General features: G+C 70.1%; 26 protein-coding genes. 8 read left to right on the top strand and 18 right to left on the bottom strand.

The annotated features are described in order from the left end of the window. The first annotated feature begins 247 nt into the window (after nt 1–247). On the top strand, nt 248–1051 hold the full coding sequence (locus tag ACQUQF_RS01355) for an SDR family NAD(P)-dependent oxidoreductase (RefSeq protein ID WP_435174965.1): 804 nt from the start codon (nt 248–250) through the stop codon (nt 1049–1051). Between the two features lie 16 nt (nt 1052–1067). On the opposite strand, the gene ACQUQF_RS01360 is transcribed toward ACQUQF_RS01355, so the two are convergent. Beyond that, the gene (locus tag ACQUQF_RS01360; RefSeq protein WP_435174968.1) at nt 1068–1412 is read right to left on the bottom strand and encodes a hypothetical protein; all 345 of its coding nucleotides are present in this window, start codon (nt 1410–1412) and stop codon (nt 1068–1070) included. Nucleotides 1413–1512: 100 nt separating this feature from the next. Here ACQUQF_RS01360 and ACQUQF_RS01365 point away from each other — a divergent pair, with 100 nt between their 5' ends. The 5 genes from ACQUQF_RS01365 to ACQUQF_RS01385 all read left to right on the top strand — a co-directional run bounded on the left by ACQUQF_RS01365 (nt 1513) and on the right by ACQUQF_RS01385 (nt 4253). Further along, complete coding sequence (locus tag ACQUQF_RS01365) at nt 1513–1839, top strand: hypothetical protein (protein ID WP_435174970.1); 327 nt, start codon at nt 1513–1515, stop codon at nt 1837–1839. Next, nucleotides 1836–2675: a 3-keto-5-aminohexanoate cleavage protein gene (locus ACQUQF_RS01370; protein ID WP_435174972.1), complete on the top strand. Its 840-nt coding sequence runs from the start codon at nt 1836–1838 to the stop codon at nt 2673–2675. Before ACQUQF_RS01365 ends, ACQUQF_RS01370 begins: the two co-directional genes overlap by 4 nt. Before the next feature lie 104 nt (nt 2676–2779). Further along, nucleotides 2780–3259, top strand: coding sequence for a VOC family protein (locus tag ACQUQF_RS01375; RefSeq protein WP_435174974.1), 480 nt, complete (start codon nt 2780–2782; stop codon nt 3257–3259). Next, nucleotides 3259–3930, top strand: a complete 672-nt coding sequence (locus tag ACQUQF_RS01380) for an alpha/beta hydrolase (RefSeq protein ID WP_435174976.1) — start codon at nt 3259–3261, stop codon at nt 3928–3930. The genes ACQUQF_RS01375 and ACQUQF_RS01380 overlap by 1 nt, the downstream gene beginning before the upstream one ends. 74 nt (nt 3931–4004) lie before the next feature. Next, nucleotides 4005–4253: a glutaredoxin family protein gene (locus ACQUQF_RS01385; protein WP_435174978.1), complete on the top strand. Its 249-nt coding sequence runs from the start codon at nt 4005–4007 to the stop codon at nt 4251–4253. 1 nt (nt 4254) lies between these two features. Here ACQUQF_RS01385 and ACQUQF_RS01390 read toward each other — a convergent pair whose 3' ends face one another. From ACQUQF_RS01390 to rqcH, 5 genes are all read right to left on the bottom strand, one after another. Continuing rightward, the gene (locus ACQUQF_RS01390; protein WP_435174980.1) at nt 4255–4683 is read right to left on the bottom strand and encodes a hypothetical protein; all 429 of its coding nucleotides are present in this window, start codon (nt 4681–4683) and stop codon (nt 4255–4257) included. Nucleotides 4684–4687: 4 nt separating this feature from the next. Beyond that, on the bottom strand, nt 4688–5755 hold the full coding sequence (locus tag ACQUQF_RS01395) for an mRNA surveillance protein pelota (protein WP_435174982.1): 1068 nt from the start codon (nt 5753–5755) through the stop codon (nt 4688–4690). An 83-nt stretch (nt 5756–5838) separates the two neighbouring features. Further along, on the bottom strand, nt 5839–6525 hold the full coding sequence (locus ACQUQF_RS01400) for a DUF4013 domain-containing protein (RefSeq protein WP_435174984.1): 687 nt from the start codon (nt 6523–6525) through the stop codon (nt 5839–5841). 113 nt (nt 6526–6638) lie between these two features. Continuing rightward, on the bottom strand, nt 6639–7394 hold the full coding sequence (locus ACQUQF_RS01405) for a DUF4013 domain-containing protein (protein ID WP_435174986.1): 756 nt from the start codon (nt 7392–7394) through the stop codon (nt 6639–6641). A gap of 135 nt (nt 7395–7529) precedes the next feature. Further along, nucleotides 7530–9647 carry a ribosome rescue protein RqcH gene (gene rqcH, locus ACQUQF_RS01410; RefSeq protein ID WP_435174988.1) on the bottom strand — a complete coding sequence of 706 codons (2118 nt, stop codon included), beginning with the start codon at nt 9645–9647 and terminating at the stop codon, nt 7530–7532. Nucleotides 9648–9843: 196 nt separating this feature from the next. Between rqcH and ACQUQF_RS01415 the strand changes: the two genes are divergently transcribed. Beyond that, entirely contained in the window at nt 9844–11028 is a 1185-nt protein-coding gene (locus tag ACQUQF_RS01415; protein WP_435174990.1) for a trans-sulfuration enzyme family protein, read from the top strand. Between the two features lie 112 nt (nt 11029–11140). Here ACQUQF_RS01415 and ACQUQF_RS01420 read toward each other — a convergent pair whose 3' ends face one another. The 7 genes from ACQUQF_RS01420 to ACQUQF_RS01450 all read right to left on the bottom strand — a co-directional run bounded on the left by ACQUQF_RS01420 (nt 11141) and on the right by ACQUQF_RS01450 (nt 19379). After that, the gene (locus ACQUQF_RS01420; protein WP_435174992.1) at nt 11141–11632 is read right to left on the bottom strand and encodes an MOSC domain-containing protein; all 492 of its coding nucleotides are present in this window, start codon (nt 11630–11632) and stop codon (nt 11141–11143) included. Between the two features lie 119 nt (nt 11633–11751). After that, nucleotides 11752–13347: a Coenzyme F420 hydrogenase/dehydrogenase, beta subunit C-terminal domain gene (locus tag ACQUQF_RS01425; protein ID WP_435174994.1), complete on the bottom strand. Its 1596-nt coding sequence runs from the start codon at nt 13345–13347 to the stop codon at nt 11752–11754. Continuing rightward, complete coding sequence (locus ACQUQF_RS01430; protein ID WP_435174996.1) at nt 13340–15046, bottom strand: nitrite/sulfite reductase; 1707 nt, start codon at nt 15044–15046, stop codon at nt 13340–13342. The genes ACQUQF_RS01425 and ACQUQF_RS01430 overlap by 8 nt, the downstream gene beginning before the upstream one ends. Nucleotides 15047–15337: 291 nt before the next feature. Further along, nucleotides 15338–16207 carry an MBL fold metallo-hydrolase gene (locus tag ACQUQF_RS01435; RefSeq protein ID WP_435174998.1) on the bottom strand — a complete coding sequence of 290 codons (870 nt, stop codon included), beginning with the start codon at nt 16205–16207 and terminating at the stop codon, nt 15338–15340. A 75-nt stretch (nt 16208–16282) separates the two neighbouring features. Further along, nucleotides 16283–16639, bottom strand: a complete 357-nt coding sequence (locus ACQUQF_RS01440; protein ID WP_435175000.1) for a hypothetical protein — start codon at nt 16637–16639, stop codon at nt 16283–16285. Between the two features lie 247 nt (nt 16640–16886). Beyond that, entirely contained in the window at nt 16887–18542 is a 1656-nt protein-coding gene (locus ACQUQF_RS01445; RefSeq protein WP_435175002.1) for a tRNA uridine(34) 5-carboxymethylaminomethyl modification radical SAM/GNAT enzyme Elp3, read from the bottom strand. A 198-nt stretch (nt 18543–18740) separates the two neighbouring features. Beyond that, nucleotides 18741–19379 (bottom strand): phosphoesterase, encoded by a 639-nt coding sequence (locus ACQUQF_RS01450; RefSeq protein WP_435175004.1) that lies wholly within the window; start codon nt 19377–19379, stop codon nt 18741–18743. A 148-nt stretch (nt 19380–19527) separates the two neighbouring features. On the opposite strand from ACQUQF_RS01450, the gene ACQUQF_RS01455 reads away from it, so the two are divergent. Next, nucleotides 19528–19662, top strand: a complete 135-nt coding sequence (locus tag ACQUQF_RS01455; protein ID WP_435175006.1) for a hypothetical protein — start codon at nt 19528–19530, stop codon at nt 19660–19662. Nucleotides 19663–19722: 60 nt separating this feature from the next. Here ACQUQF_RS01455 and ACQUQF_RS01460 read toward each other — a convergent pair whose 3' ends face one another. The 5 genes from ACQUQF_RS01460 to ACQUQF_RS01480 form a co-directional block, all read right to left on the bottom strand. Then, nucleotides 19723–21828, bottom strand: coding sequence for a DHH family phosphoesterase (locus ACQUQF_RS01460; RefSeq protein ID WP_435175008.1), 2106 nt, complete (start codon nt 21826–21828; stop codon nt 19723–19725). Nucleotides 21829–21882: 54 nt separating this feature from the next. Further along, nucleotides 21883–22134: a hypothetical protein gene (locus ACQUQF_RS01465; protein WP_435175010.1), complete on the bottom strand. Its 252-nt coding sequence runs from the start codon at nt 22132–22134 to the stop codon at nt 21883–21885. A 78-nt stretch (nt 22135–22212) separates the two neighbouring features. Then, the gene (locus ACQUQF_RS01470; protein ID WP_435175012.1) at nt 22213–22476 is read right to left on the bottom strand and encodes a hypothetical protein; all 264 of its coding nucleotides are present in this window, start codon (nt 22474–22476) and stop codon (nt 22213–22215) included. 126 nt (nt 22477–22602) lie between these two features. Further along, nucleotides 22603–23247: a helix-turn-helix domain-containing protein gene (locus ACQUQF_RS01475; protein ID WP_435175014.1), complete on the bottom strand. Its 645-nt coding sequence runs from the start codon at nt 23245–23247 to the stop codon at nt 22603–22605. Nucleotides 23248–23462: 215 nt separating this feature from the next. Next, nucleotides 23463–24350 carry an alpha/beta fold hydrolase gene (locus ACQUQF_RS01480; protein ID WP_435175016.1) on the bottom strand — a complete coding sequence of 296 codons (888 nt, stop codon included), beginning with the start codon at nt 24348–24350 and terminating at the stop codon, nt 23463–23465. Between the last annotated feature and the right edge of the window lie 8 nt (nt 24351–24358).

Genomic DNA, 24358 nt, shown 5'->3' on the forward strand with positions numbered 1-24358 from the left:
CGGGTTTAACGCTTTTGAACTGTATGGGCAATACTGTCGAGCGAAATAGGTCATCGCGAATCGACAATATCCGAACTGTTCTGAGCTTTCTTGGCTTCTCCCTGTTCGAGTCCCGGAAATAGTATTGTTCAGTAGAGGCAAAGTCGAGAGGTTCCTGTCAGCTTATAGTATCGCGTTCCGGCGGCGATTCGCGGTAAGTTCGCGAGGTGCCAGTGGCGTCTTACGGGACAGGGCGCTACGACCGACCGTGACCGACAACGCGACGACTCCGCGGGACCTGGACCGATTCTCGCTGAACGACCGCACGGCCGTCGTGACCGGCGGGTCGAGCGGTATCGGCCGAGCCATAACCGAACTGTTCGCGGCCGACGGGGCCGACGTCGTGGCCTGCTCCCGGACGCTGGCGGACGTCGAGGCCGTCGCCGACGCCGTCGCCGAGAGTGACCGGCCCGGCCGGGTCCACCCCGTCGAGTGCGACGTGACCGTCCGCGAGGACGTCGAGGCGCTCGCGGACGCCGCCCTCACGGAGTTCGGAGGCGTGGACGTGCTCGTGAACAACGCCGGCGGCGCGGGCGGCGAGCCCTTCGACGACGTGACGCCCGAGGACTGGCACCAGGTGGTGGACGTCAACCTCACCGGGACGTACAACGCGACGCGGGCGTTCGCCGAGCCCCTGAAGGAGTCGGGCGGCGCGGTCGTCAACATCGGCAGCATGGCCGGCGAGTACGGCGTGCCGGGGATGGTCCCCTACAGCGCGGCGAAGTCGGGCGTCTCGGCGCTCACGCGGGCGCTGGCCGCCGAGTGGGCCGACGCCGACGTCCGGCTCAACGCGGTCGCGCCCGGGTTCGTCGGCACCGAGAAGGTGCGGGAGACGTTCGGCATCGAGCGCGACGTCGACCGGTCGAAGGCCGCCCGGAACGTGGGGACCCCCGACGAGGTCGCCGACCTGGTGCGGTTCCTCGCGAGCCCGGCCGCGTCGTTCGTCGACGGCGAGACCGTCGAGATCACGGGGCGTCCGCTGGTCTACGGGCCGGGCGACCTGGCCGAGTAGGGCGCGCCGGCCGCGGTCAGCCCTCCTCGGCGGCGTCGACCCGCTCGGCGTTGCCCTCGCTCAGGACCAGCCACAGCACCGCGACGACGAGCACGCCGACCAGGGCCGCGCTCCCCGCGGTGCTGTCGGTGAACGAGTGGGTGTCGAGCCAGTAGTGGAACCAGAACACGTTGGCCAGCGGCGTCCCGTCGGTCCGGCCCAGGCCGGGCAACACCAGTCCCATGTCGGGCAGCATCGCCCACAGCCCGCTCAGGATGGCGATGGCCCCGTCCTGGGCCGTCTTCCTGTGCAGGCCCGTGACCATGAGGAACAACAGCGCCCCGGCCGCCCCGGCCGCGAAGTGTCCGATTCCCAGTGACACGCCCGGACGTTCGACCGTCGGGCTTGTAGGTCGTTCGGCGGCCCCGGCGGGACCGGCCGCGCGCCGAACTGTTTTAGGCCGACGCCCCGTCGGGTCGGCCATGACCGACCAGTGTCAGTATCTGGAGTACCGACCGCTGTCAGGGACGGGCAGTTCCGAGGAGGGCGGCGATTCGGACGGCGCCGGTTCTCAGGAACCCCGGGCGTACTGCACCGCCGCCGACACGTTCGTCCAGGCGATGCGGGCCGACGTCTGCAACCTGCGGTACGGCCTCGACCCCGAGACCGACTGCGAGTTCTACCGCGACGCAGAGGGGTTGCCCGCCGCGTCACCGGGCGAGGGGGCCGAGGCGGAGTTCGACGCGGGAGGCGAAAGCGGTGCGGGGAACACCGGCGGCGCGTCCGATACCGGAGGCGACCGCGGATGACCTATCAGGACTACCTCGACGGCGACCCCGTCGTCATCACGGCCGCGCTCACCGGCGGGGTCCAGGGGAAGGAGGCCAACCCGAACCTGCCCGAGACCCCCGCGGAGATCGGTCGGGCCGCCGCCGAGTGCGAGGAAGCCGGCGCGGCCGTGGTCCATCTCCACGCCCGGCGGCCGAACGGCGAGCGGTCGTTCGACCGCGAGCGCTTCCAGGCCATCACCGACGAGGTGCGCTCGCGGACCGACCTGGTGGTCCAGCACTCGACCGGCGGGACCGCCGCGCCCCTCGAGGCCCGCCGGCAGTCGCTCCGGACCGACCCGGCGCCCGACATGGCCAGCCTCGACATGGGACCGCTGAATCGCTACGAGCATCTGACCAGCGAGAACACCCGGGCGATGGTCGACTCGCTGTACGACGAGATGGCCGAGCGCGGCATCAAGCCCGAGCTGGAGGTGTTCAACGACGGCCACCTCAACGAGGTCCGGGGGCTGCTGGAGCGGCGCGACCTCGCGGAACCGGTGTACGCGACGCTCATCTTCGGCGGGGGCACCACGTCGCCGCCGTCGCCCCGCAACCTGCTGAACGCCGCCGACAACCTGCCGGCGGGCGCGCTGTTCAACACGCTGGGGTTCGGCCCGCACCAGCTCCCGCTCACCACGATGGGCATCCTGCTCGGCGGGCACGTCCGGGTCGGGCTGGAGGACAACGCCTACTACCGGAAGGGCGAGCTCGCCGAGAGCAACGCACAGCTGGTCGCCCGGACCGCCGACCTGGCCCGGACGCTGGGGCGCGACCCCGCGACGCCCGACGAGGCCCGCGAGATCCTGGCTCTGTGAAGGGGCCACGAGATGCCGCATCTGTGAGAGGTCGGTGACGGGCGCGTCACCAGCTTACCACTCCGTCCGGCAAGGCTGAAGGCCGCGCTCGGACAACAGTCGGTATGAGCCAGACCGAGCGCCCCGAGCTCGTGAACATCAACCACGTCACGAACATCTGCACCGACATGGACCGCACGCGGGAGTTCTACGAGGAGGTGCTGGGCTTCCACACGGTCAAGATGACCGAGAACTACGACGACCCCGGCACGCCCCACTACTACTTCTCGCCGACGCCCGAGGGCGAACCGGGCACCGTCGTCTCCTACTTCGAGTACCCCGGGTCGCGGGGGTCGCCCGGCCCGGGCGCGTCCCACCACTTCGCGATGGGCGTCGAAGACGGGGAGACGCTGCGAGAGTGGCAGTCGTACCTGCGCGAGCAGGGCGTCCGAGTCTCGGACGTCCGCGACCGCACCTACTTCGAGAGCATCTACCTCTCGGACCCCGACGGCCTGACCATCGAGATCTGCACCGAGGGGCCGGGCTTCGGCGTCGACGAGGAGGAGCCCGGAAGCGAGTTCGTCGAACCCCCGGAGGGCGTCTGATGGCGGGACGCAATCCCCACGCGGGCCACGACGACCCCCACGCCGGCCAGGAGGTCGTCACCGCCGGCCCGGACCTCGACGACGCCGACGCCGCGGTCGTGTTCGTCCACGGCCGGGGCGCCACCGCCCAGAGCATCCTCCAGATGGCCGGCGAGTTCGACGCCGAGGGCGTCGCCTACCTCGCGCCCCAGGCCCGCGGCCGGACCTGGTATCCCAACTCGTTCATGGCGCCCATCGAGGACAACGAGCCCAGCCTCTCGTCGGCGCTGAACTGGCTCGGCGACCTGCGCGAGCGCATCGAGGAGGCCGGGGTCCCGGCCGAGAAGACGATGTTCGTCGGGTTTTCGCAGGGCGCCTGCCTCTCCAGCGAGTTCGTCGCCCGCAACGCCCGGAAGTACGGCGGCCTGGCCGCGCTCAGCGGCGGGGTCATCGGACCGGACGGGACCCCGCGGGACTACGACGGCAGCCTGGACGGGACGCCGGTGTTCCTCGGGTGCAGCGACAGCGACCCCCACATCCCCCTCGAACGGGTCCACGAGACCCGCGACGTGTTCGAGGACCTCGACGGCGACGTCGAGGAGCGCATCTACGAGGGGATGGGCCACGGCGTGAACCGGGACGAGACCGAGTACGTGACCGAGATGGTCGAGAGCCTGACGGCCGACGACTGAGGACGCGGCCCGCCGACTCCGATTGCGACGGCGAACCGTCACCGATACCAACCGACCGGGCCCTCGGCTCGGACGTGAGCGAGCACACAGTCACCGTCTACACCCGCGAGGCGTGTCACCTCTGCGAGGACGCCATCGAGACGGTCGACCGGGTGGCCGACGAGGTCGCGGCCGACGTGTCGGTCGAGACGGTCGACGTCGACGAGGACCCCGAGCTCCGCGAGGAGTACGGCGAGCGGGTCCCGTACGTCCTCGTGGACGGGCGGCCGCAGTTCAAGTACCGGGTCGACGCGACCTCGCTGCGGACGGTGCTCGGAGACTGACTCAGAATCGGACCGCGGCCAGCCGGTCGGCCAGCGACCGGATCTCCGCGAGCGCCCGGGGCAGCGCGGCCGTGCCGATTACGGAGACCGCCGCGCTCGTCGCGACGACGGCCGACGGGGCTCCGACTGCTGCGTCGGCGGCCGCCCCGAGGAACGCCGCCCCGGCGACGGTCGCGCTGTAGTAGGCCGACCGCAGCGGCAGCGTGTAGGGGTCGCCCGGCCGGGGCCACTCGCCGACGTCGACCCAGCCGCCCCGGAACGTGCCGGCCGCGCAGGTCGAGACCGCGATAGCGGTGAGGCCCGCGAGCGCGACCGGTCCCTGCGGGGTCGCGAACAGCAGGAGCACGAGCGCCGGGATCGAGAGCATCGAGATCTCCAGGCCGGCGAAGAAGACGTGGTCGAGCCAGCGCTCCCAGCCCTCCATCGCCATCGTCTCACTCCAGCCGGTAGCGCAGGAGCGCGGCGATGCCGCCGAACCCCGCGAGCTGGTCGCCCGGCGCGAACTCGCCGGAGAACACCGTCACGTCGCCGCCCTTCTGCTCGACGGTCGTGATGAGCTCGTTGACGTCGAAGGGCCACTCGCCCTCCGCGCCGCGCTCCTCGCGCAGGCGCTCGTCGAGCAGCAGCAGGTGCTCGACCGCGCCGAACTCGGCGGCCTCCTTCACCTTGTCCGGGCCGTAGGCGACCTTCGCGCCCTCGCCGATGCGCCGGGTGAGCTCGTCGATGAGCTCGGCCTCCTCGGCGATGCGGGTGTCCTTCTGGACCTCCTCGACCGCGCCGCGCTTGAGCACCTCGTGGACGCCCCGGTCGCCGACCGCGCTGGTGTCGACCGTGGTTATCTTCTCGGTGAGGTCGGGGGCCTCCTCCTCGACGTAGTCGAGCGCGTCCTGCTTGGTGAACCCCGGCCCCGCGAGGATGATGGCGTCGACGTCGAGGCGTTCGAGCGCGCTCGTCAGCTCGGCGAACAGCTCGTCCCGGCCCCGGGCGTACTCGCCCTTCCCCGTGGTGCCGGTGAACTCGGCGCGCTCCTCGGTGCCGTACTGGGCGACGGTGTGGATGTAGGCCTTCCCCTCCTCGACGGTGACGATGGCCACGTCGGGGTTGTCGGTGGCCTCCTCGGCCTCCTCGAGCCGGTCGAGCTGGTCGGGCTTCCACACCTTCTCGACGTCGATCTCCTTGTTCTCCTCGACGTTGAGGGTGTGGTGCATGCCGAGCTGGTCCTCCCGGCTCGCGTACTCGATGACGCCGCCGATCCGGAGCCGGTTGGCGAACTTGTGGAACTCGACGTCCTCGACCTCCAGCGTGACGTGCATGTGCTCGCGCTCCCCGCCGGTGTCGCGCATCTGGTCGTCGTTGCGCTGGATGCGCCGGGTCGTGTCGCCCGAGACCAGGTCCCCGGGTTCGAGCACGTAGGTGAGGTGCCACAGGTCGTCGAGGCTCTCGGGGACGAGCGTGATGCGCTCGCGGCCCCCCTCGACCCGGTGACGGTCGGTTACTCTCATACAGTAGCGTCGTCCGGCGGCCGATAAGTGACCTGCGGTCGAACCCGTGCGCCCCGCTGACCGCGGCGGCCGCAGTCCGATTCCTACGCGCTCGCCCGTCCGACCAGCCGTGCAACCACGACAATCGCGTAGAAGCCGCCGGCCAGCGCGACCACCTGGCCGGGTCGGCCCAGCGTCGCCAGCGAGCCGAGACCGACGACCGCGAGGCCGGCGACCACCACCGCCGCGACCCAGCCGACGAAGTACCGGCCGTCGCGCGCGCTCCGGAGCAGTCGCCCGCGGTCGACCCCGGCGCGGAGCCGGCCGGTCTCGGCGACGCCGGCCAGCGCCGCGGGCAGGAGGTAGGCGAACGCCAGCGAGGCGAACAGGACGACCGTGCCCGCGCCGAAGACGAAGAGCGTGGTGCCGAGCGCCTCGGGCCGGGCGGTCGCGGCGGCCCCGCTGACTGTCACCGCGAGGGCGACCGCCGGGACGACCAGATAGGCGATCGCGACGGCCAGCGCCCGCGCGCCGTCCGCCGCCAACCCCCGGAAGTCGGCGAACCGCGGCGGCGCGTCGGCTGTCGGGGGCACCTCGCTCTCCGCCGCGGTGCTGTCGCGGAGGACGGCCAGCGCGTAGCCGGCCAGCACGACGACCGGAACGAGCGCGAGGACCGCGAGGACGCCGAGGCGGGCGAGCAGGCCGGCCGCGACCGCCAGGATGGCGCCGACGACCAGCGTCTCGTCGGCGGCCTCGCCTCGGACCGGGTAGGTCAGCGCCTCGCGGAGCATGCCCGACGGTTCGGACGCGAAAAGTTAGGTCTGACTACTCGCGGTCGGCGGCGGGGTCGCGTCGCCGGCCGACTGTCGACGGCCGCCCGACGCGGCGGTCGACCCGCACCGCGTCAGGCGGTGACCCGCCGGTCGCCGTCGACTGTTCCGCCCCGGCTGGTCGACGTCGCGTCGCGGTAGCCCTGGCCGTAGAGCGAGAAGGCGACCGCGTTCGAGTAGAAAATCACGAACGGGACCAGCGCCCAGCCCACGAGCGGGATCGAGGCGAGCCCGCCGACCAGGCCGCCGGCGACGAGGTGGACGACGAGCGCGGCCAGCCAGCCTGTCGCGTACGACCCGCTGGTCGCGGCCGCCGCGATTTCCCGGAACTGGAACGCCGCGCCGAGTCGGCCCTCGACCGCGAGGCGGGCGAGCGCGGCGGGCAGGACGTACCACGCGGCCAGCGAGGTGAGCGCGGCAAGCGAGAGGCCGCCGAGGACGAGCGCCACGCTCAGGAGGTCGGGGCCGGCGTTGGCGACCGGTTCGACCACGGTCGAGGGGTCGGTGACGGTCGACGAGTCGACCACCGTCGTCTCGACCGAGAAGACGAGCAGGCTCGCCAGCACCGCGGTCAGGAGCACTATCGGCAGCGCGAAGTACGCGATCGCGACCGCGATCGCCTTCAGCCCCTCCCCGAGCAGGTCGCCCCAGTCGTCGAACGACGGCGCCGGGTCGCCCGCGTAGGTCCGGGCGAGTATCCGCTGGAGGTAGCCCGAGACGAGGACGGCCGGAATCAACAGCCACGACAGCATGGTGAGCAGGCCCCCGATGAGCAGGGATTCGGTTGCGTCGTCGCTGTCCACGAGGTATCTGAGTGCTGTTTCGAACATGGTGAACTCCCGAGCGCGCGCTTCGATCGACCGCGGAGAAGGTGGCTCGCTACCGGAGAGACGCGCGCTGTCGGCTTAACCGTTGTGTAATCTCGCGTAGGGGTTGTCTCGCCGACCGCGCGGTTCGCGGACGGCCTACTCCTCCTTCATCCGGCTCCCGCCCGGCGGCAGGAACTCCTGGATCAGGTCGGGGCTGGCCACCTTCCGGACGAACGAGGTGTCGGCGAACCGCTCGCGGAACTTGCGGTAGATGCGCTTGGCGACGTCGCCCTGGGCGTACCGGCCCGGTTCGACCTCGACGTGGGTCTCGACCCGCGGGACGACCGCCGAGGGCGGGCCGCCCAGCACCCGGGTGTGGGGCTCGCAGGCGATGCCGACCGCGACCCCGACCGCGACGTCCCGGAAGTAGGTGCGGTCGCCGCGGATGGCGAACCCGCCCTTCTCCAGGTACTCGCCGCTCTCGGGCGTCTTGCTCACCTGGTCGGGCGTGACCACGTACGCGTCGCCCGAGAACCGACTGTCCTTCCAGACCGACGAGTACGACACCGCGAACTGGGCGGCCTCCCGCTTGCTCTGCTCCGGGACGTCGACGTCCCTGGACGGCTCGCTCGGGTCGGAGGTCTTGAGGATCGTCACGGGGCCGCCGTGAGCCTGCGTGTGGAAGAACAGGTCGTTGCCCTCCAGGTACTTCTGGACGAGCTCCTCGTTCTGGTCGGCGTTTCGCCCGCCGATGACCAGGAAGTCGTCGGACGTCCGGAACCACCGGAAGCGCTCGTACCACTGCTCCTGCTTGCGAATCGGAATCGAGGGTTCGGAGAGCCAGTCGACGTCCTCCCGCTCGTCGTCTCCCTCGTCGCCTTCCTCGCCGTCGCCGGACTCGCCGCCAGCCTCCCACTCCTCCTTGCGGCGCCGGACCTCCTCGAGGTCCTCGCGGGTGTCCTCGATGGCGGCCATCGCGCCCTCCTTCTTCTCCTCGATGCGCTTGGCCTCGGTGTAGAGCCGGTCGGCGTTCTTCTCGACGCCCGTCTCGGCGTCGAGTTCGACCGAGGTCCCGTCGAGGTTCACCGTGACCATCCCGTTCTCGGGGTCGACGCCCTCGACGGCCTCGGCGGCCTCGATGCCGCGCTCGGCACCCTCTTCGAAGCGGGCCTCGATCTCCTCCCAGGAGGTGCCCTCGTCGAGCGCGTTCCGGACCGTGGTGAGGATGTCGTCGGCCAGGCCGTAGTGGCCGTAGAGCCGCTCGGCCTTCTCGCGCTCGGCCTCGGCCTCCTCCTCGAACCCCTCGATGGCCTGCTCCTGCTGCTCGATGATGCGCTTTTGCTTCTCAATCTCGGCCTCGAAGTCGGGGCGTTGGTCGCCGACCTCCTGCTCACTGGCGCTCTCGCCCTCGTAATCGACGTTCGCGAAGTAGAAGTCGACGGCCTCGTTGAACGTGTCGAACGCCTCGGCGTCGCGGTCGGCGTACTCCTCCAGCGCCACCGGCGTCACGTCGACGAGCCGGTCGTCCTCCCGGTAGACCCGCGGGTCGAAGTCGCGCTCGCGGACCTGGTCGGCCAGCCGCCGGATGGCGTCGTAGACGGCCTCGTAGTCGTCCTCGGTGGCGTCCTCGATGGCCGTGCGCTTCTCGACGCCCGCACGAGTGCAGATCTCCTCGGCGTAGAGCCCGCCGAAGTTGAGCTGGGTCGCGAGGGTCCGCACGATGTCGGTGTCCGACTCCTCCATGTGCGCGACGAACGTCTCGTAGTCGACGTCGAGGGGGTTGACCCGCTCGTCGGGGAACTCGTACTGGCTCCCGGGCGCGACGGTCCGGGACTTGAGCCGGACCGTGTCGAGGCTGTCGACGACCTCGCGGTTCTCGTCGAGCACGGCGACGTTCCCCTGACCGAACAGTTCGGTGACGATAGTGGTGTCCTCGTCGTCGCGCTCGAAGTGGAACTGGAGGATGCGGTCGAAGCCGTACTGCTCGACGCCGGCGAAGTCGGCGCCCGACAGCCGGTTGCGCAGCATCATCGCGAAGTTGGGCGGGCGACCCGGCGCGTCGGGCACGTTCTCGGGGGCGGAGACGTGAGCGCGCTTGACGTCGCCGACTTCCACGATGAGCTCGACCCGGCCGCGGTCGAAGTCCCGCATCTTGAGCCGCAGGAGGTCGTCGTCGTAGAGGTACGCCTTGTCGAGCTTCGCGCCCTCGTAGGCCCCCAGCTCGGCCACGACGGCCGCGAGGTCGATGCTCGACAGTTCCCGCTTCTGGTCCATGCCTCGTGATTGCTCGTTCCCGGGGAAAGGCCTATCGCTACGGGTAGCAACCGACGACTCGCCGACCAACGCCCGAGTCGGGGTTGGGTTCCTGGCCACCTTCGCCGGGAACTCCACGCCTATCCGTCGCGACGGAGAACGGTCCTCTGAGCGTCCCGCTGAATCGGGTCCGAGCGGGTCCCGTGGTGAGTATCTGATGACGCGACACGACAGCCAGTCCGACGGGGATCGATTCGCAACCATCGCAGTCGGCGCAGCTAAAACCGGTTCGCAGCCTCACAGAGACGGAACGAACGACGTCGTCCCGCCGATCCACCTCTCGACGACGTTCGAGTGGGCCAGCGGAGAGGATGCCAATGAACACGACTACTCTCGCGAGAGCAATCCGACGCGGGCAGCCCTCGAAGAGCAGTTAGCCCGCCTCGAAGGCGGCGAGCATGCGCTGGCGTTCGCCTCCGGAATGGCCGCCACGTCCGCGACGATGCTGTCGCTGGTCCCTCCGGGAGGCCACGTCGTCTCCTCGAACAGTATCTATAGCGGAACCGAAAAGCTGCTCACCGAGCACGTGGCCGGACATCTCGGCGCTGACATCGACTTCGTTGACGCTCGCGACCCCGACAACGTCGCTGCTGCAGTCGACGCGGACACCGACTTGATCTGGGCGGAAACACCGTCGAACCCCCTGATCCGGTTGTGCGATATTCGAGCGATAGCCGACGTCGCCGATGACCACGACGCCCCGTTCGGCGTGGACAGTACGTTTGCGAGTCCGTACTACCAGTCCCCACTCGAACTGGGTGCCGACGTCGTCGTTCACAGCACCACCAAGTATCTCAACGGCCACTCCGACTCGATCGGCGGTGCCGTTATCACCGACGACGACGGAATTTTCGAGCAGTTGGCGTTCGCGCAGCAGGTCGGACTGGGGAACGTGCTTTCGCCGTTCGACTGCTACCTCGTTGCCCGAGGAATCAAGACGCTGCCCGCGCGGATGGAACGTCACGAGGAGAACGCGATGGCAGTTGCCCGGTTCCTCGAACGCCACGATCGGGTCGCTCGTGTCCGCTACCCGGGTCTTGCAAGCCACCCGCAGCACGAGCTCGCGAACGAGCAGATGTCGGGGTACAGCGGGATGCTGTCCTTCGAGTTCGACGGCACGCTCATCGAACTCGAGGCGTTCGTCGAGGGGCTCGAGGTGTTCACGCCGGGAGCGAGCCTCGGTGGGGTCGAGAGCCTCGTCGAGGTCCCGTCGCTGATGCTCCCCGACGAGTTCAGTCGGAGCGAGGAGTCAGCGGCGGTCCCCGAGACGCTGGTCCGGGTGTCCGTCGGCCTCGAAGGCGCCGATGACCTCCGCGAGGACCTCCGGACGGCGCTCCCGTAGGCGCACGGTCCCCTTCCTGTCGGCGTCTCGATCCGCAAGCAAATCGAGGGCCGCCAGATCGGACAACCGCAAGCGGAAGTACGAACTGTACCGAAGCGAGGGAGTGGGCGAATCAGTCGAGCGGTTCGATGACGTCTCCGGAGCGAATCATCCCGTCGTCTACGATGTCCGCGCGGAGCCCACCTCGGTGAGTGAGCGCCTGCAGTACGCCGTCCCGAGTGATGCGCTGCAGATGGCTACACGGTTCACACAGTCGATCCCCTCGACAGATGGCGTCACCGACCCGGAACCGCCGTCCGACGAGATGGTTGAGTGCAACGTCACGGGTCTCGATGTTTCGTCGGTGCTCTCCCGGTGCGAGTTCGATTCCCGCTTCGCGTTCGATTGCCGTCAGGGCCTCTTGCTCGATCAGCGTGAGGTCGTACCCATCGCGGCGTTCCTCGTCCGGCTCCCACTCCACGAAGGTTCCCGTCTCGATCTCGCGAAAGTAGCGATCACCCCGGAGTCCCTTTCCGGCGACCGCTTCGACGCCGGCCTGTTCTTCCATCTCCGCTTCGGCTTCGGGTGCGATGAAAATCCGTTCGACGGTGCCACTCCCGGTCATGTGTGCTATGCGCGCTTGGCACAGTATAAACACTCGGTCGTGGACGTTGTCGAGGAGGTGACTCGGCGGAATGAAACCACCGCTGGATCGCGGTGGAGATGCCGGCGCGAGAACCGCCTTCAGTGGTCGGCCTCGTGCGGATTCAGTTCGGTCCCGTAGTTCGCGGCGTGGTCCTCGTAGTCGATGAACCGCGGGGCGTCCGGGTCGAACGGGCGGTCCAGCGACTCGAACGCCTTCTTCTTGTCCCAGCTCTGGAGCCCCCCGACGGCGCTCCGGTCCTCCAGGTCGTGGTAGTCGAGGTCGGGTTCGGTCAGCTCCCACGCCTCCAGTCCGGTCTCGGTTCGGACGATGACCGAGGAGTACTCGTCGGAGCTTCCGACCGAGCCCACCGTGAGGTCGGCGCAGTAGCCGGTGAAGTCGGCGCACTCGTCGCAGCCCTTGAGCGCGGCGTCGTGGAAGTGCTCGATGTCCTCGGCCAGTACCTGCTCGCCGTCGCGGTCGTACACCCGCATCTCGCCGTCGAGCACGTCGAGCTTGCCGATGTCCGCCGGCCGGATGTCGCGCTTCTCCGCCAGCTGCTCGCCGATGAGCCGGTGGTAGTTGAAGTTCTTCGTGCACATCAGCGCGACGGTGTACTCGACCGCCCGGACCATCGCGTTCTGGGACCCGTACTCCCACTCGAAGTCCTGCAGCGCCCGTATCCCCTCGATCTCGCAGGGCGTCCCCACGAGCGCCAGGCTGAGGTCCTCCGGGTCCTTATCGGGGAGCTTGTCCTCCCACTGCGCCAGGTCGAGGTTCCCCAGCGCCATGGTCTGGTTGTAGAAGCTGCCGGCGTTCGCGACCAGCTCCTCGTGGGTCGTCGCCAGGAAGCTCTCGGCCTTCCACGGTTCGTCGTCGGACTCGGTGGCGACGAGCGCGCCGTCGATCTCGCCGGCGTCGAGCAGGTGGCTCAGCACCGCCGTGACCACGCCGCCGTCCTGGGCGCCCTCGCGCCAGTCGTCCTCGACGCGCGCCGAGAACTCCGTGACGGGGTCGCCCGCCCCTTTCACGTTGTCCTCGCCGCCGGTGATCTTCCACTGGCGCTCGTACCGGAGCCCGCCCCGCGGGCAGAAGTCCCAGCACAGCGAGCAGCCGGTGCACATCTTCACCAGCTCCGGGAGGTCGTCGTCGCCGATGCCGATGGAGTCCGAGGGGCAGGCGGCCACGCAGGTCCCGCACTGGATGCACCGGTCCTCCTCGATGACCGCCTCGTCGAGCTCCATGAACCAGGTCTTGTCGTCGGGCGTCTCGATGTCGTTCATCTCGGCCCGGATGCCGTACCCCGGCGTATCGAGGTCGGCGCCCTCCGGCACTCCCACGCGCTCGGTCGGGTCGCCGTCCTCGACGTCCTGGCTCTCGCCCGCGGCGGGTTCCGTGAATTCGACGTCGCCGAGGCTCCCGTCGGCGTCGACGTTCGCGGGCGTGGTCCCTCCGTCGGCCACGGCCTCGGTTCCTCCCCGGTCGCTTGCTCCGTAGGCCCGCGACTCGTCGGCCGGGCCGATCTGGTCGCCGGGAATCGTCCCGTGTTCGGACGCCGGTCGGTGGGTCCGGACGCCCTCGGCCCGCGGAACTGTCCGCTCGCGGTCGGTGTCGGCATCGGTCTCGGGGACGCCCGGTAACGGTTCCTCGGCCTCGGCGCCCTCGGGACGGCCGCTCTCGCCCGCCTCGTCAGTCATCGGTCGCGACCCCCTTCGAGACGGGCGCCTCGGCCCCCTGCATGACGGTCCGGAGCCGGTCGTTGTCGACCCGGCGGGTCCACTCGTAGAAGCGTTCGCCGTCGGTTCGCTCCTCGGCGTAGACCCGGAACAGCTCTTCGAGCGCCGGGATCACGGCGTCGGCGGGGACCGCGGTCTCGACCCAGTCGAGGAACTCGTTGTCGGCGCCGAGGCTCCCGCCGAGGCCGAAGTCCATCCCCTCGACGACCGCGTCGCCCTCGTCGTTGGTGCTGTCCTCGGCGTCCTCGACCTTGACCGTCTCGCCGCGGAAGCCGATGTCGGCGATCTGGGGCTGGGCGCAGGAGGCCGAGCAGCCCGACATGTGCATCCGGACCACTTCGAGGTCGTCGGGCGTGTCGATGCGCTCGTCGAGTTCGCGCGCCCAGCGCTTGACCCGCTTCTTGGTCTCGATGATGCCGTAGTTGCAGAACTCGCTACCGGTGCAGCCGACCGCGCCCCGCGAGAACGGGCCGGGGTCGGGCTGGTAGTCCGCGGCGAACGGTTCGGCGAGCAGGTCGTCGACGTTCCCCTCGGGGACGTGGGTGACCAGGAAGTTCTGGTCGGTCGCGAGCCTGACGGTCGTTTCGTCGGTGCCGTGTTCGCGGGCCGCGCGGGCCATCTCTGCGAACTCGTCGCCGCCCATCCGGCCGGCGACGACGTTGAACCCGACGTACCGCAGCCCGTCCTGCTTCTGGTCGTGGACGCCGACGTGATCGCCCGCGTACCCCTCGGTCAGGTCCCGACCGCGGGTCGGCAGGTCCACCGCGCACCGGTCGCGGACCGCCTGCTCGAACTTCTCGGGACCGAGCTGCTCGACCAGGTACCGCATCCGGCAGACGCCGCGGTTGTGCCGGTCGCCGAGCTCCTTGAACGTCTGGGCGACCGCCCGGCAGAACTCCACCGCGTCCTCGGGCGGGACGAACACGTCGAGCGGCGAGGCCATCCGCGGCCCGTCCGAGAGGCCGCCCCCGACCCGGACGTGGAAGCCGTAGACGTCGGTCCCGTCGACGGTCTTGCGGGCGGGGACCAGCCCCACGTCGTTGATCTGGGACTGGGCGCAGTCCCGCCGACAGCCGGTGACGGTCAGCTTGAACTTCCGCGGGAGGTTGGCGTACTCCCGGTTGCCCGTGAAGAACTCCGAGACGGCATCGACCACTGGCTGGGCGTCGAAGCACTCGTGGTCGGTCACGCCGGCGACCGGACAGCCCAGGACGTTCCGGGCCGAGTCGCCGCAGCCCTGGACGGTCGTCAGCCCGACCTCGTCGTAGCGGTCCCAGATGTCGGGGACGTCCTCGATCTCGATCCAGTGCATCTGGACGTCCTGGCGGGTGGTGATGTCGAGGAACGCGTCGCCCCACAGCTCGTTCTGCTCGGCGCCGCCGTACTCGTCCGGCGCGGTCGCGTACTCGTCGGCGACCTCGCCGATCACCTCGGCCTGCTCGGGCGTGAGCCGGCCGCCCGGCACCTTCGTCCGGAGCATGAAGTAGCCGCGGTGGGTGCCGTGGGCGTACAGCCCGGCCCACTTCAGCCGCTCCCACTCGCCCTCGCCGCCCCGCGCCTCGATCTCGTCGAACGACAGCCCCGCCTCGGCGTACGTCTCGACGTCGTCGAGCACGTCGAGCGGATGCTTGCGCTGCTTCCACTGTTCGACCGTGTTCATCGTGCTCCCCCGTCCGCCGCGCCCGACTGGCAAACGGTACCACGTAGCGAAGTCATTCGTCTAACCGGACGCTCGCCACGGACGATTAAGGTCGCGTTACGGCGAGTACTGGCGCGGCCTCGAAATAGCGGACACATTTGCCGATTCCTGGCACGGCGCTGGCGAGCGACCGCCGGACGGAAACGGGACGTGGAACTGCGGGTCGTAGGTCCCAGCCAGAATCGCCGCGACCGGGGTCGACCGATGACGTCAGTCCGCCGGGGTTCCGCCCGGTGCGGACCGTCGCGGGACTCAGACCTCGATGGACATCCCGTCGCGGCCGAACTCGATGCCGAGCTCCCCGTACTCGGCGGCGAGGTCGGCGTACTCCTCGGGGCGGCGCCGGTAGATCTCCTCGATCTCGGTCAGGACGGTCCGGTCCGGGTCGACGGTCCGGACCTGCTCTACCGTCTGGTCGAAGGTCGTCTGGTGCTCGCGCTCCTGGGCCCACAGTTCCTCGGACATGATGGGTTCGCCGTCGCCGGTCTCCCGGAAGTAGCCGCACTCCTTGACCCACAGGTCGAGGTCGTCGGGCACCTTCGCCGGGTCGAGGAACGTCGTCTCGTCGGGGGAGACGAGGGCCGACGAGCCGTCGCTGCGGAACAGGTAGCCCATCGCGGCGTCCTCGGGACCGCCGGGGTCCATCGGCGCGCCGACGCCGGTCACCTCGACCCCGTCGCCGAGCGCCATCGTCTCGCCGTCGCCGATGAACTCGAACTCGGCGTACCCCCGGTCGTCGTACTCGGCCTCGATGTCGAGCGACGCGGCGATGCGGTCGTAGGTGGTCTCGCTCATCACCACGGTCGCGGGGTCGACGTTGTCCCAGTCCGCGATGGGGAACTCCGGCCGGCCGATGGCCTGGACGACCCGGAGCCCGCCCACGTGGTCCATGTGGTGGTGCGAGATGAAGATGTAGTCGACGTCGGCGACGTCCTGGCGGTTCAGCATCGCCCAGATGGACTCGGGCGCGTCGACGACCGCGTCGGCGTCGTGGACGAAGGTGGAGTTGCCGAGCCGGGCGTGGGGGCCGCCCTCCTCGCGGGCGGGCGCGCAGACCCGGCAGTCGCAGGTCGGCATCGGCGTCTGGGAGTCGCCGCCCGACCCCAGGAGCGTGAGGTTCATGGCGTCGATTCCCCGCCGAGGGCAAAGAGCCCACTGGCGGGTCGCACCCGGTAACGGACCCGACAGCGCCCCGGCTCAGGCCTCCGACTCGACGTTCAGCCCGACCGCGTTGGCGTCGGTGTCCTCCGCCTCGGCGAACGCGTAGACCATGAACAGGTCCTCGCCGTCGTCGTCGGTCGCGGTGAACCGGACGGTCTCGCGGTCGTCGGTCTCGAACTCGTAGGTCTCGGGCTGGACCACGACCCGCTCCAGTTCGGCGTCGCCCGGGGTGTGGACCGTCTGGTCGTCGGCGTCGATGGCGCTCTCGAGCGTGTAGGTGAGGGTGAGCTCCTCCCCGTCGAGCCCGCCGGTGAACGTCGCCTCGTACTGGTCGACGCTCTCGAGTTCGTCGAAGCTGACCTCGGTCAGCGACGGCTCGGTAGACGGTGGCATGGGCGATGGTAGTGGGTCGACGCACTTCACGAGAGTGGCCGTTTCCGGGGCTCGCGAGGACGCAGCGATTACCGCAACCCAGAGCCGCTTCGAGACGTACGGCCCAGTCCGACCTTTTGCTGCGCTCGGTCGCTGCTCGCGGTTTCACCGCTCGCGGCGCGCGGCCTCCGGCCGCGCTCCCGCTCCCTCGCTTGCAAAACGTCGATGAAAAACCGCCACTGGACGCAGTAGGTCGCGTCCCCGATAGTCAGAGCCGCTTCGAGACGTACGGCCCGTCCTGGTAGTACCCCAGCTTCTCCCGGTAGTACTCCCGGGCGCCGATGCCCGAGATGACGCTGATCTTGTCGTAGCTCGCGTCAGCCGCCATCTCCTCGGCCTTCCGGAGGAGCTTCCGGCCGTAGCCCTTGTGCTGCCAGTCGTGGCTCTCGTCGCCGACCTCGACCATCGGGCCGTAGACGTGGAGCTCGCGGACCAGCGCGGCGTTCTCCAGCTCCCGGCGGACCGGGTTCCCGGGCTCGCGGAGCCGGCAGAACCCGACCAGGAGGTCCTTGTCCGGGTCCTCGTAGCTGATGAAGTGCTCGGTGCCGCCCGCGGCCTCGTAGGTCAGCACGTCGAGCTCGACGTTCTCGGGGTTCTCGTCGTTCATCCCGACCTCCCGGCACCGGATGCAGTCGCAGGTCCAGCCGTGGTCCTCCATCTTCTGGCGGGCCAGCTGGCGGAGGTTCGACTTCCAGACGCCGGCGTCGATGAAGTCGGCGGGGATGTCGCGCTGGACGCGCTGGAGCCGGGTGTACTTCGGGATCATCGACTTGATCTCCGCGACGAGTTCGGCGGCCTCCTCGTTCTGGAGGGGTTCGTACTCGTCCCGGTACCACCAGTCGTAGGTGGCGGTGCCCCGGACCACGAGCGTCGGGTAGATCTTGAGGTAGTCGGGCTTCCACTTCTCGTCCTCGAAGAGCCGGCGGAAGTCCTCCAGGCACATCTCCTTGCTCATGCCGGGCTGGCCGGGCATCATGTGGAAGCCGACCTTGAACGCGGCGTCGCGCAGGCGCCGGTTGGCGTCGATGGACGCCTGGACGCCGTGGCCGCGGTGCATCTCGCGGTTGATCCGCTCGTAGGTGGTCTGGACGCCCACCTCGACCTTCGTCCCCCCGAGGTCGAGCATCCGGTCGATCTGCTCGGGGTCGCACCAGTCGGGCTTGGTCTCGAAGGTGGTGCCGATGTTCCGGATGTCGTTGGTCTCGTTCTCCGCGATGACGTCCTCGAGGTAGCGGAACTCGACGTCCGCGGGGTCCTCCGCGAAGCTCTCGCCCTCGGCGGGCTCGGGCGATTTGTCGGTGTCGTAGTCGTTCATCGCCTCCAGCGCGCGCTTGACGAACCACTCCTGGTAGTCGTGGCTCCGGGCGGTCATCGTCCCGCCCATCAGGATGAGCTCGACCTTGTCGACGGGGTGGCCGATCTCCCGGAGCTGTTCGAGCCGGAGGGTGACCTGGCCGTAGGGGTCGTAGTCGTTCTGGACCCCGCGGGCCGCGGCGGGTTCGTGACCGGTGTAGCTCTGGGCGGAGGAGAACTCCGAGCCCGGCCCGCCGGGACAGTAGAGGCACTTGCCGTGCGGGCACTGGTGGGGGCTGGTCATGATGGCGACCGGCGAGACGCCCGAGGCGGTCCGGACCGGCTTGCGCTGGAGCACCTCCTGGAGGTCCTCGCGGCGCTCCTCGGGCGCGTGGTCGAGCAGCTCCGAGTTCTTGGGGACCTTCGGGGAGGAGTGCTCCGAGCAGACCTCGAGCTTGACGCTCTCGAGGTCGTCGCGCTCGACCTCCCCGTCGAGGATGCGCTCGACGAGCTCCTCGCAGACCCGCTCGAACGCCTCGGTCTCGGTGGCGTCCGGCGTCTCGGTACTCATTACGTGCTATTTGGTCGGGTCGGCGGGATAAGGGTGTCGTCTACGGGTTCGAGACGGAGCGAGAGCGCCGGCGTCCGGGAGCCACGGCGCCTCCGCAGCGGGCGACGACACCGGGGTATTGCGCCGGAAGCTCCGGCCCCGTTCAGTCGCGCCAGGCTCGGTGTGTCGGCCGTCCGCGAGACGTCGCTTGTCGGGTCGTCACGTGGTGGTCGAGTCCGGGTCGGGTCGCAGCGACCCGCCCGTCTGGACCCAGTAGAGCCCGACGACCAGGACCGTCGTCAGGACGAACGCCCCCACCGACTGCGCCACGGTGTGCTCGTCGAGGTACACCCGGTTGTACACCATCACCGTCGGAACCAGCAGGGTCGGCCAGAACTTGCGGTCCACGAGCGTCAGGTACAGCGTCGGCGTCAGCGAGACGATGACGTGCCCCGAGACGTTCCAGACCGGCGAGAGCGCGGCGTACGGGACCGTCGCGAGCACCAGCGCCTGCATCGCGCCGGGGACGAGTCCGCCCCAGTCGTAGCGGGTCCACAGCCACCACGTCACTCCGGCGGCGACGAAGATGCCGCCTGCGACCAGCGCGTCCACCTGCCACCTGTTGCCGTGCGTGACCGCGAGCAGTCCCTGACCCGTGACGAGACCGTACGCGAGCGTCGGGACAAGCGAGAGGAGCCCCGCCCCGAGGAAGCCGCCGGCGCGCCGCCAGAGCGCCGACCGGTCGGCGTCCTGGCGCGCCCACTCGTGGTGGACGAGTACCAGCACCCCGACGCCGAGCACCGTGACGGGGTGGAACACGTACGGGTAGTACCGCATCGCCGCGTCGAACGCGCTCATGGTCGCATGTACGACTGTGGCCCCCAAATCCGCAGTGGCGGATGCGGCGGCGTAACTCCGTAAAGCCGCGGTTACCGAGCCCGCGACAGCAGTACGGAGCGCCCGGTCCGGAAGAAAGTATTTAGCGTGCCGACACGAAGTCCGCCCGATGAGCAACGACCACGTCACCAAGCCGGACGCGTCGGCGTTCGACGACATGCACGTCGCCTGGAAGGCGTTCTGGCTGCTCGCCGCCGCGTTCCTGCTCCTGTTCTGGGGCGCCGTGCTGCTGGGCGGCTTTTAGTGTCGGCGTCGCTACCGGATACTCGTACCGTCGAGAGAGGAACCGACTGCAGTTCTCCGTCTACAGCTGTTCGCTGACCGCCGCGACGACGGCGTCGAGCGCCGCGTCGCGCTCGCCGGCGAGGAACTCGACGGCGCCGTCGCGGGTGCCCTTGGCGGAGATGCCCGCCTTCGGGGCCTCCTCGGCGGCGGCCGCGGCGACGTCGCGGGCGTTGACCCGGCCGTCGCTCCGGATGTGGATCTCGTCCTCGTCGACGCCGAGGGTGACGTGGTCGTCGCCCGGCGCGCCCTGCGCGCCGAGCTCCTGGCGGTGGATGGCGTCGAGCAGCAGCGCGGTCGGCGGGAAGTCGAACCGGTGGGTGAACGCCTCGGTGTCGAGGACGGTGAACGAGACGCCGTTCTCGCCCCGGATCGAGAGGTTGGGCTCGACGGTGTCGAGTTCGGTCTGGAGCTTCTCGCGGAACTGCTCGCCGACGTGCTCGGCGAGGTCGCGCTTCTCGTGCTCGAAGAGGAGGTCGGTGATGAGCTCGCGCTTGTCCTCGTAGGACTGGTAGTACGCCTCCAGCGCGACCGCCTCGCGGAGCGCGGTGACGTGGTCCTCGTCGTAGTCGGCCTCGGTGGCGAGGTCGACGTACGCCTCGGGGGCGTCCTCCCAGTAGCTGACGGCCGGGAGGTGGGCGACGTCGCCGCGGGCGTCGGTGTTGACGTGGGCCGCGACGTTCGCGCCGAGGACGCCCGCGGTCAGGTCGGCCGCGTCGGCGCCTTCGAGGTACGGGTTGACCGCCACGTCGGCGAGGTCGGCCACGTCCTCGTCGGGATAGGTCGCGTCGACGACGACCCGCGGGGCGTCGTAGATGTCGAGCAGTTCGAGCCCGTCGGTGGACTCGGCGGTGCTGCCGGCCGAGACGATGACGAACAGCGGGAGCTTCTCGTCGTGGCGCTCCTTGTTGTCGAGCATCGTCGTCACGTCCTTGGTCGCGTCGGCCATGTCGTAGTCGCCGCCCTCGAGCGGCCGCCGGTCGAAGAAGTGGTACTCGGCGTCGCTCTTGGCGTGCTCGTCGCGGACCAGCGGCAGGACCGCCCGCTCGATGGCCGCGCCGGCGACGTAGCCGTCGGCGGTGGCGTTGTGCCGGACGATGACCGGCCGGGACTCCATGACCGCGCGCCGGATGGCCTCGGCGGCGTCCCGGATGCGGTCGTGGACCGCGGCGACCGACTCGTGGTCGGCCAGCAGCTCGACGTCGTCGGGCCGGGCCTCGGCGCGGAGCGCGTCTTCGAGGCGCTGCTCGACGGTCTCGCGGTCCTCGCCGGTGAGCTTCTCCAGGTCCTCGGTCTCGACCTGGAGCTCGTTGTGCCGGAGCTCGACCTCGCCGTCGAGCCGGACCAGGTCGCCCGTCTCGACCTCGGGGTAGGCCCGGACGCCGGCCTCGACGAACGCAGCGCAGTCGACCGTCGCGGTCTCGTCGCGGACCTCGAAGACGGTCGGGCCGCTGGTCTGGCGCGCGCCGACGACCTCGCCCTCGATGCGGACCTCCTCGCCCACGCGGTCGCTCAGGCTCTGTATCTCGACGCGGGTCGGTTCGGCGTCGGCGCTCGACTCCGACGCGGCCTCGGATTCGGACTCGGACGCCGACTCGGACTGCCGGCCACTCGTCGACTCCGAGGACTGCTCGGCGGACGACTGGGACGACGACTCGTCGGCGGTGTCGACCGTCCCCGCCCCGGCGCCGTCGGTGGTCGCCTGCTGGTCGTCACTCTCGTCGGACTCGTCGCCGTCGTCGGCCTCCTCGGGGAGGACCGCACCGCGCTCGGGATCGTCGATCAGCTTGCCCCGGAACTCCCGCTCGGACTGGCGGATCGACCAGCCGAGGTCGACGTTGCCGTTGTCGCGGACGCCGGTGACCTCGACGAACACCTCGTCGCCCTCCTCCCAGTCGAGCGAGTCGAGCCGCCGGTCGAGCTCGCTCTTGTGGAGCAGGCCGGTCACCCGGTCGCCGATGTTGACGAAGACGCCGAAGTCGGCGAAGCCGTCGACCGTTCCCTTGTAGTACCGCCCGGACGTCAACTGATTCGGATTGTTACCTGTGAACTCGAAGAGGACGTCCTGCTCGTGGCTCTCGCAGATGGCGCCGTCGGCAGGAGTCCCGCAGATGATACACGAACCCATCTTATACGCGAGCAAAATAGCCCCGGCCTAAAACTGTTGTCGAAACTGGCCCGGCTACTCGTCTGGGCCGCCGGGCTCGAACGCCTCGGCCCCCGGCAGGTCCGCGACGCCATCGTGGACGCCGACGTACTCGGCGTCCTCGACCGCCCGCTCGAAGTCCTCGACGCTCCGGTACTCCCGAATCGCCAGCACGTGCCCCTCGTCGACCGCGAAGACGATCTCGTCGGTGCCGTCGCCGTGGCTGTAGTGGTCGCCCTTCCGGTGCCCGGCGCGGTCGGCGGCATCGCTCCCGTCGTCAGGTGCCATCGGTGGAGTGGCAACGCGGAGGCCCTTGAAAGTGACCGGCGACCACGAACTGAAGCCGGAACGAGCGGAACCGAGTCGCTACTCGAAGACCGGGCTGTCGTCCTCCAGCGCCTCGATGTCGGCGGCGATGGCCCGGACCTGCTCGGGGAACAGCGCGACCTGCACCTCGTTGCCGTCGTCGTCCCGACAGACGATCTTCACGCGCTTGTCGCCGAACTCCCGGGCTTCCGCCGACTCGACGTCGAACAGCTTCGCGGTGCCGGACTTGTTCGAGGGGCCGACGTTCCGGATGGCGCCGTCCTTGAGCTCGACCATGAAGTCGTCGAGGATGAGATTTAGCATGCGACGGTGGTTCGTGGCGCGGCGCCTTATAGGTGTGCGGGAGGCCGAGAACGGTGACGGTCGTGGCTCGCCTGTACCTCGGTGGTCGGGCACCGGACGGGGCTCTCCGCCGGCCGCCGACGCAACTCAGGGCGTCTCGGTGTAGCCGGTCACCACGGCCGCCTCCGCCTTGCGCAGCAGTTCGCCGGCCGTGCTGGACGAGCAGTCGAGCGCGGCCGCGACGTCCTCGACGGTCCCGGACCGCGGCACCTCGTAGTAGCCGACCGCGACCGCCGCCTCGAGCGCCGCCCGCTGGCGGTCGGTGAGCCGCGACGGCGACTCCCGGCGCTCGAACGGCCGGACCCGCTCGACGGTCGGTTCGCCGAGTTCCGAGAGGTCGTCGTGGAGCGCGCTCACCGCGGCCGAGGGGCCGACCGCCTCGAACCGGACGTCGCCCGCCTCGCGGAACACCACCGGCGGGAGGAAGATGACCGCCGCGTCCGCGACGGTGTCGAGCAGCGCCGCCGGGAACTCGTAGTCGTCCTGGCGCAGGAACGCGTAGGTCCCGTCGGCGTCCGCGACGAAGTCGCTCGCGACCAGGGAGTCGACGCCGGCGACCACCGACTCCGTCGCCGCGCGGTCGCCGTCGCACCACAGCAGCGTGGTCGCGTCGGCGGTCGGACTCCACAGCAGCAGTTCGGCCCGCGTGACCGCCGCGTCGCCCGCCACCCGACGGTGGATCGGGTGCGCGAGGCGGTCGGGATATCGGATCGAGAACCGGACGCGTTTCATCTCGCTTCGGGAGCGAGTTGGCCGCCCCGGCATATCAATCGGCGTGGTGTCCCCGGGCGGGACCGGGCCCGACGCGGCGGGACCGGGCCGAGGCGACGTCGTGGCACCGAGTCGTGCGAGTCGGTTCGACCGAGCGGCCGAGGAACGCCGTGCGCCGAACTGGACGAGGCAGTGTGCGAACGCTCACCGCCAGGTCACGGGAGTGGAGAGGCGCGTCACCGCTGTCCCTCCAGCACCTCGGGGACGCTCCGGACCAGCGTCCCGAGGTGGTCGGCGCCCTCGATCGTGCGGAGGTCGGCGGTCGGAACCCGTGCTTCGAGGTCGCGAGCGCCCTCGACGGGGACGTTCGCGTCGTCCTCGCCGTGCCAGAGGCGGACCTCCGCCTCGACGTCCTCGACGTCGAACCCCCAGTCCGCGGCCGCGTTGCGGAACTCGGTCACGGCGCCGCTCCGGTGACGCGCGAACGCCTCGAGGAAGTCTGCCCTGACGACTTCGGCGACGCGGTCGGGGACCGATTCGGCGTCGGCCGCGTACTGCGAGACGACGAACGACGGGTCGCGGCGCGCCGCGAGCCACGCCTGCCCGCGGAACAGCCCCCGGAGGACTGCGGGCGTCCGGGTCGCCAGCCCCGCCAAGAGTCGCTGCATCGCGGGGGTCTCCGCGTCGCCGTCGGGCGGCGTCGCCCCCGCGACGACGTCGACCCTGTCGACCCGGTCCGGTCGGGTCGCCGCGGCCGCGAGGGCCCGCGGGCCGCCGCCCGAGAAGGCGACGATGCCGGCGGTCTCGACCCCGGCGTCGTCGAGCACGGCCTCGACGACAGTGCCGGCGTCGCGGACCGAGCGGGTCGGCCAGGGCGTCGACCGGCCGAACCCGGGGCGGTCGGGCGCGAGCACTCGGACCCCGCGCTCGTCGGCGGGCTCGTCGAGCAGTCCGCCGAGCAAGCGGGACCCCGGCGTCCCGTGGAGGAAGACGACCGGCGTCCCGTCGGGGCGGCCGTACTCGGCGTAGGCGAGTCGCCGGTCGTCGCCCAGCGGGGCGGTCGCCGTCCGGTCGCCGTCGCGGTCGGACCCGCGCGGAGGCGGGTCGGGCGGCCTCGTCGTCATGTGTCGGA

Source organism: Halorussus sp. AFM4, assembly GCF_051194995.1.
In the GTDB taxonomy this organism is placed as follows: Archaea; Halobacteriota; Halobacteria; order Halobacteriales; family Haladaptataceae; genus Halorussus.

Bases quoted from the DNA above. Each gene is read 5' to 3' on its own strand.
- ACQUQF_RS01365 (WP_435174970.1), top strand. From the start codon at position 1,513: ATGACCGACCAGTGTCAGTATCTGGAGTACCGACCGCTGTCAGGGACG.
- ACQUQF_RS01370 (WP_435174972.1), top strand. From the start codon at position 1,836: ATGACCTATCAGGACTACCTCGACGGCGACCCCGTCGTCATCACGGCC.
- ACQUQF_RS01375 (WP_435174974.1), top strand. From the start codon at position 2,780: ATGAGCCAGACCGAGCGCCCCGAGCTCGTGAACATCAACCACGTCACG.
- ACQUQF_RS01380 (WP_435174976.1), top strand. From the start codon at position 3,259: ATGGCGGGACGCAATCCCCACGCGGGCCACGACGACCCCCACGCCGGC.
- ACQUQF_RS01390 (WP_435174980.1), bottom strand. From the start codon at position 4,683: ATGGCGATGGAGGGCTGGGAGCGCTGGCTCGACCACGTCTTCTTCGCC.
- ACQUQF_RS01395 (WP_435174982.1), bottom strand. From the start codon at position 5,755: ATGAGAGTAACCGACCGTCACCGGGTCGAGGGGGGCCGCGAGCGCATC.
- ACQUQF_RS01400 (WP_435174984.1), bottom strand. From the start codon at position 6,525: ATGCTCCGCGAGGCGCTGACCTACCCGGTCCGAGGCGAGGCCGCCGAC.
- ACQUQF_RS01405 (WP_435174986.1), bottom strand. From the start codon at position 7,394: ATGTTCGAAACAGCACTCAGATACCTCGTGGACAGCGACGACGCAACC.
- rqcH (WP_435174988.1), bottom strand. From the start codon at position 9,647: ATGGACCAGAAGCGGGAACTGTCGAGCATCGACCTCGCGGCCGTCGTG.
- ACQUQF_RS01415 (WP_435174990.1), top strand. From the start codon at position 9,844: ATGACGCGACACGACAGCCAGTCCGACGGGGATCGATTCGCAACCATC.
- ACQUQF_RS01420 (WP_435174992.1), bottom strand. From the start codon at position 11,632: ATGACCGGGAGTGGCACCGTCGAACGGATTTTCATCGCACCCGAAGCC.
- ACQUQF_RS01425 (WP_435174994.1), bottom strand. From the start codon at position 13,347: ATGACTGACGAGGCGGGCGAGAGCGGCCGTCCCGAGGGCGCCGAGGCC.
- ACQUQF_RS01430 (WP_435174996.1), bottom strand. From the start codon at position 15,046: ATGAACACGGTCGAACAGTGGAAGCAGCGCAAGCATCCGCTCGACGTG.
- ACQUQF_RS01435 (WP_435174998.1), bottom strand. From the start codon at position 16,207: ATGAACCTCACGCTCCTGGGGTCGGGCGGCGACTCCCAGACGCCGATG.
- ACQUQF_RS01440 (WP_435175000.1), bottom strand. From the start codon at position 16,639: ATGCCACCGTCTACCGAGCCGTCGCTGACCGAGGTCAGCTTCGACGAA.
- ACQUQF_RS01445 (WP_435175002.1), bottom strand. From the start codon at position 18,542: ATGAGTACCGAGACGCCGGACGCCACCGAGACCGAGGCGTTCGAGCGG.
- ACQUQF_RS01450 (WP_435175004.1), bottom strand. From the start codon at position 19,379: ATGAGCGCGTTCGACGCGGCGATGCGGTACTACCCGTACGTGTTCCAC.
- ACQUQF_RS01455 (WP_435175006.1), top strand. From the start codon at position 19,528: ATGAGCAACGACCACGTCACCAAGCCGGACGCGTCGGCGTTCGACGAC.
- ACQUQF_RS01460 (WP_435175008.1), bottom strand. From the start codon at position 21,828: ATGGGTTCGTGTATCATCTGCGGGACTCCTGCCGACGGCGCCATCTGC.
- ACQUQF_RS01465 (WP_435175010.1), bottom strand. From the start codon at position 22,134: ATGGCACCTGACGACGGGAGCGATGCCGCCGACCGCGCCGGGCACCGG.
- ACQUQF_RS01470 (WP_435175012.1), bottom strand. From the start codon at position 22,476: ATGCTAAATCTCATCCTCGACGACTTCATGGTCGAGCTCAAGGACGGC.
- ACQUQF_RS01475 (WP_435175014.1), bottom strand. From the start codon at position 23,247: ATGAAACGCGTCCGGTTCTCGATCCGATATCCCGACCGCCTCGCGCAC.
- ACQUQF_RS01480 (WP_435175016.1), bottom strand. From the start codon at position 24,350: ATGACGACGAGGCCGCCCGACCCGCCTCCGCGCGGGTCCGACCGCGAC.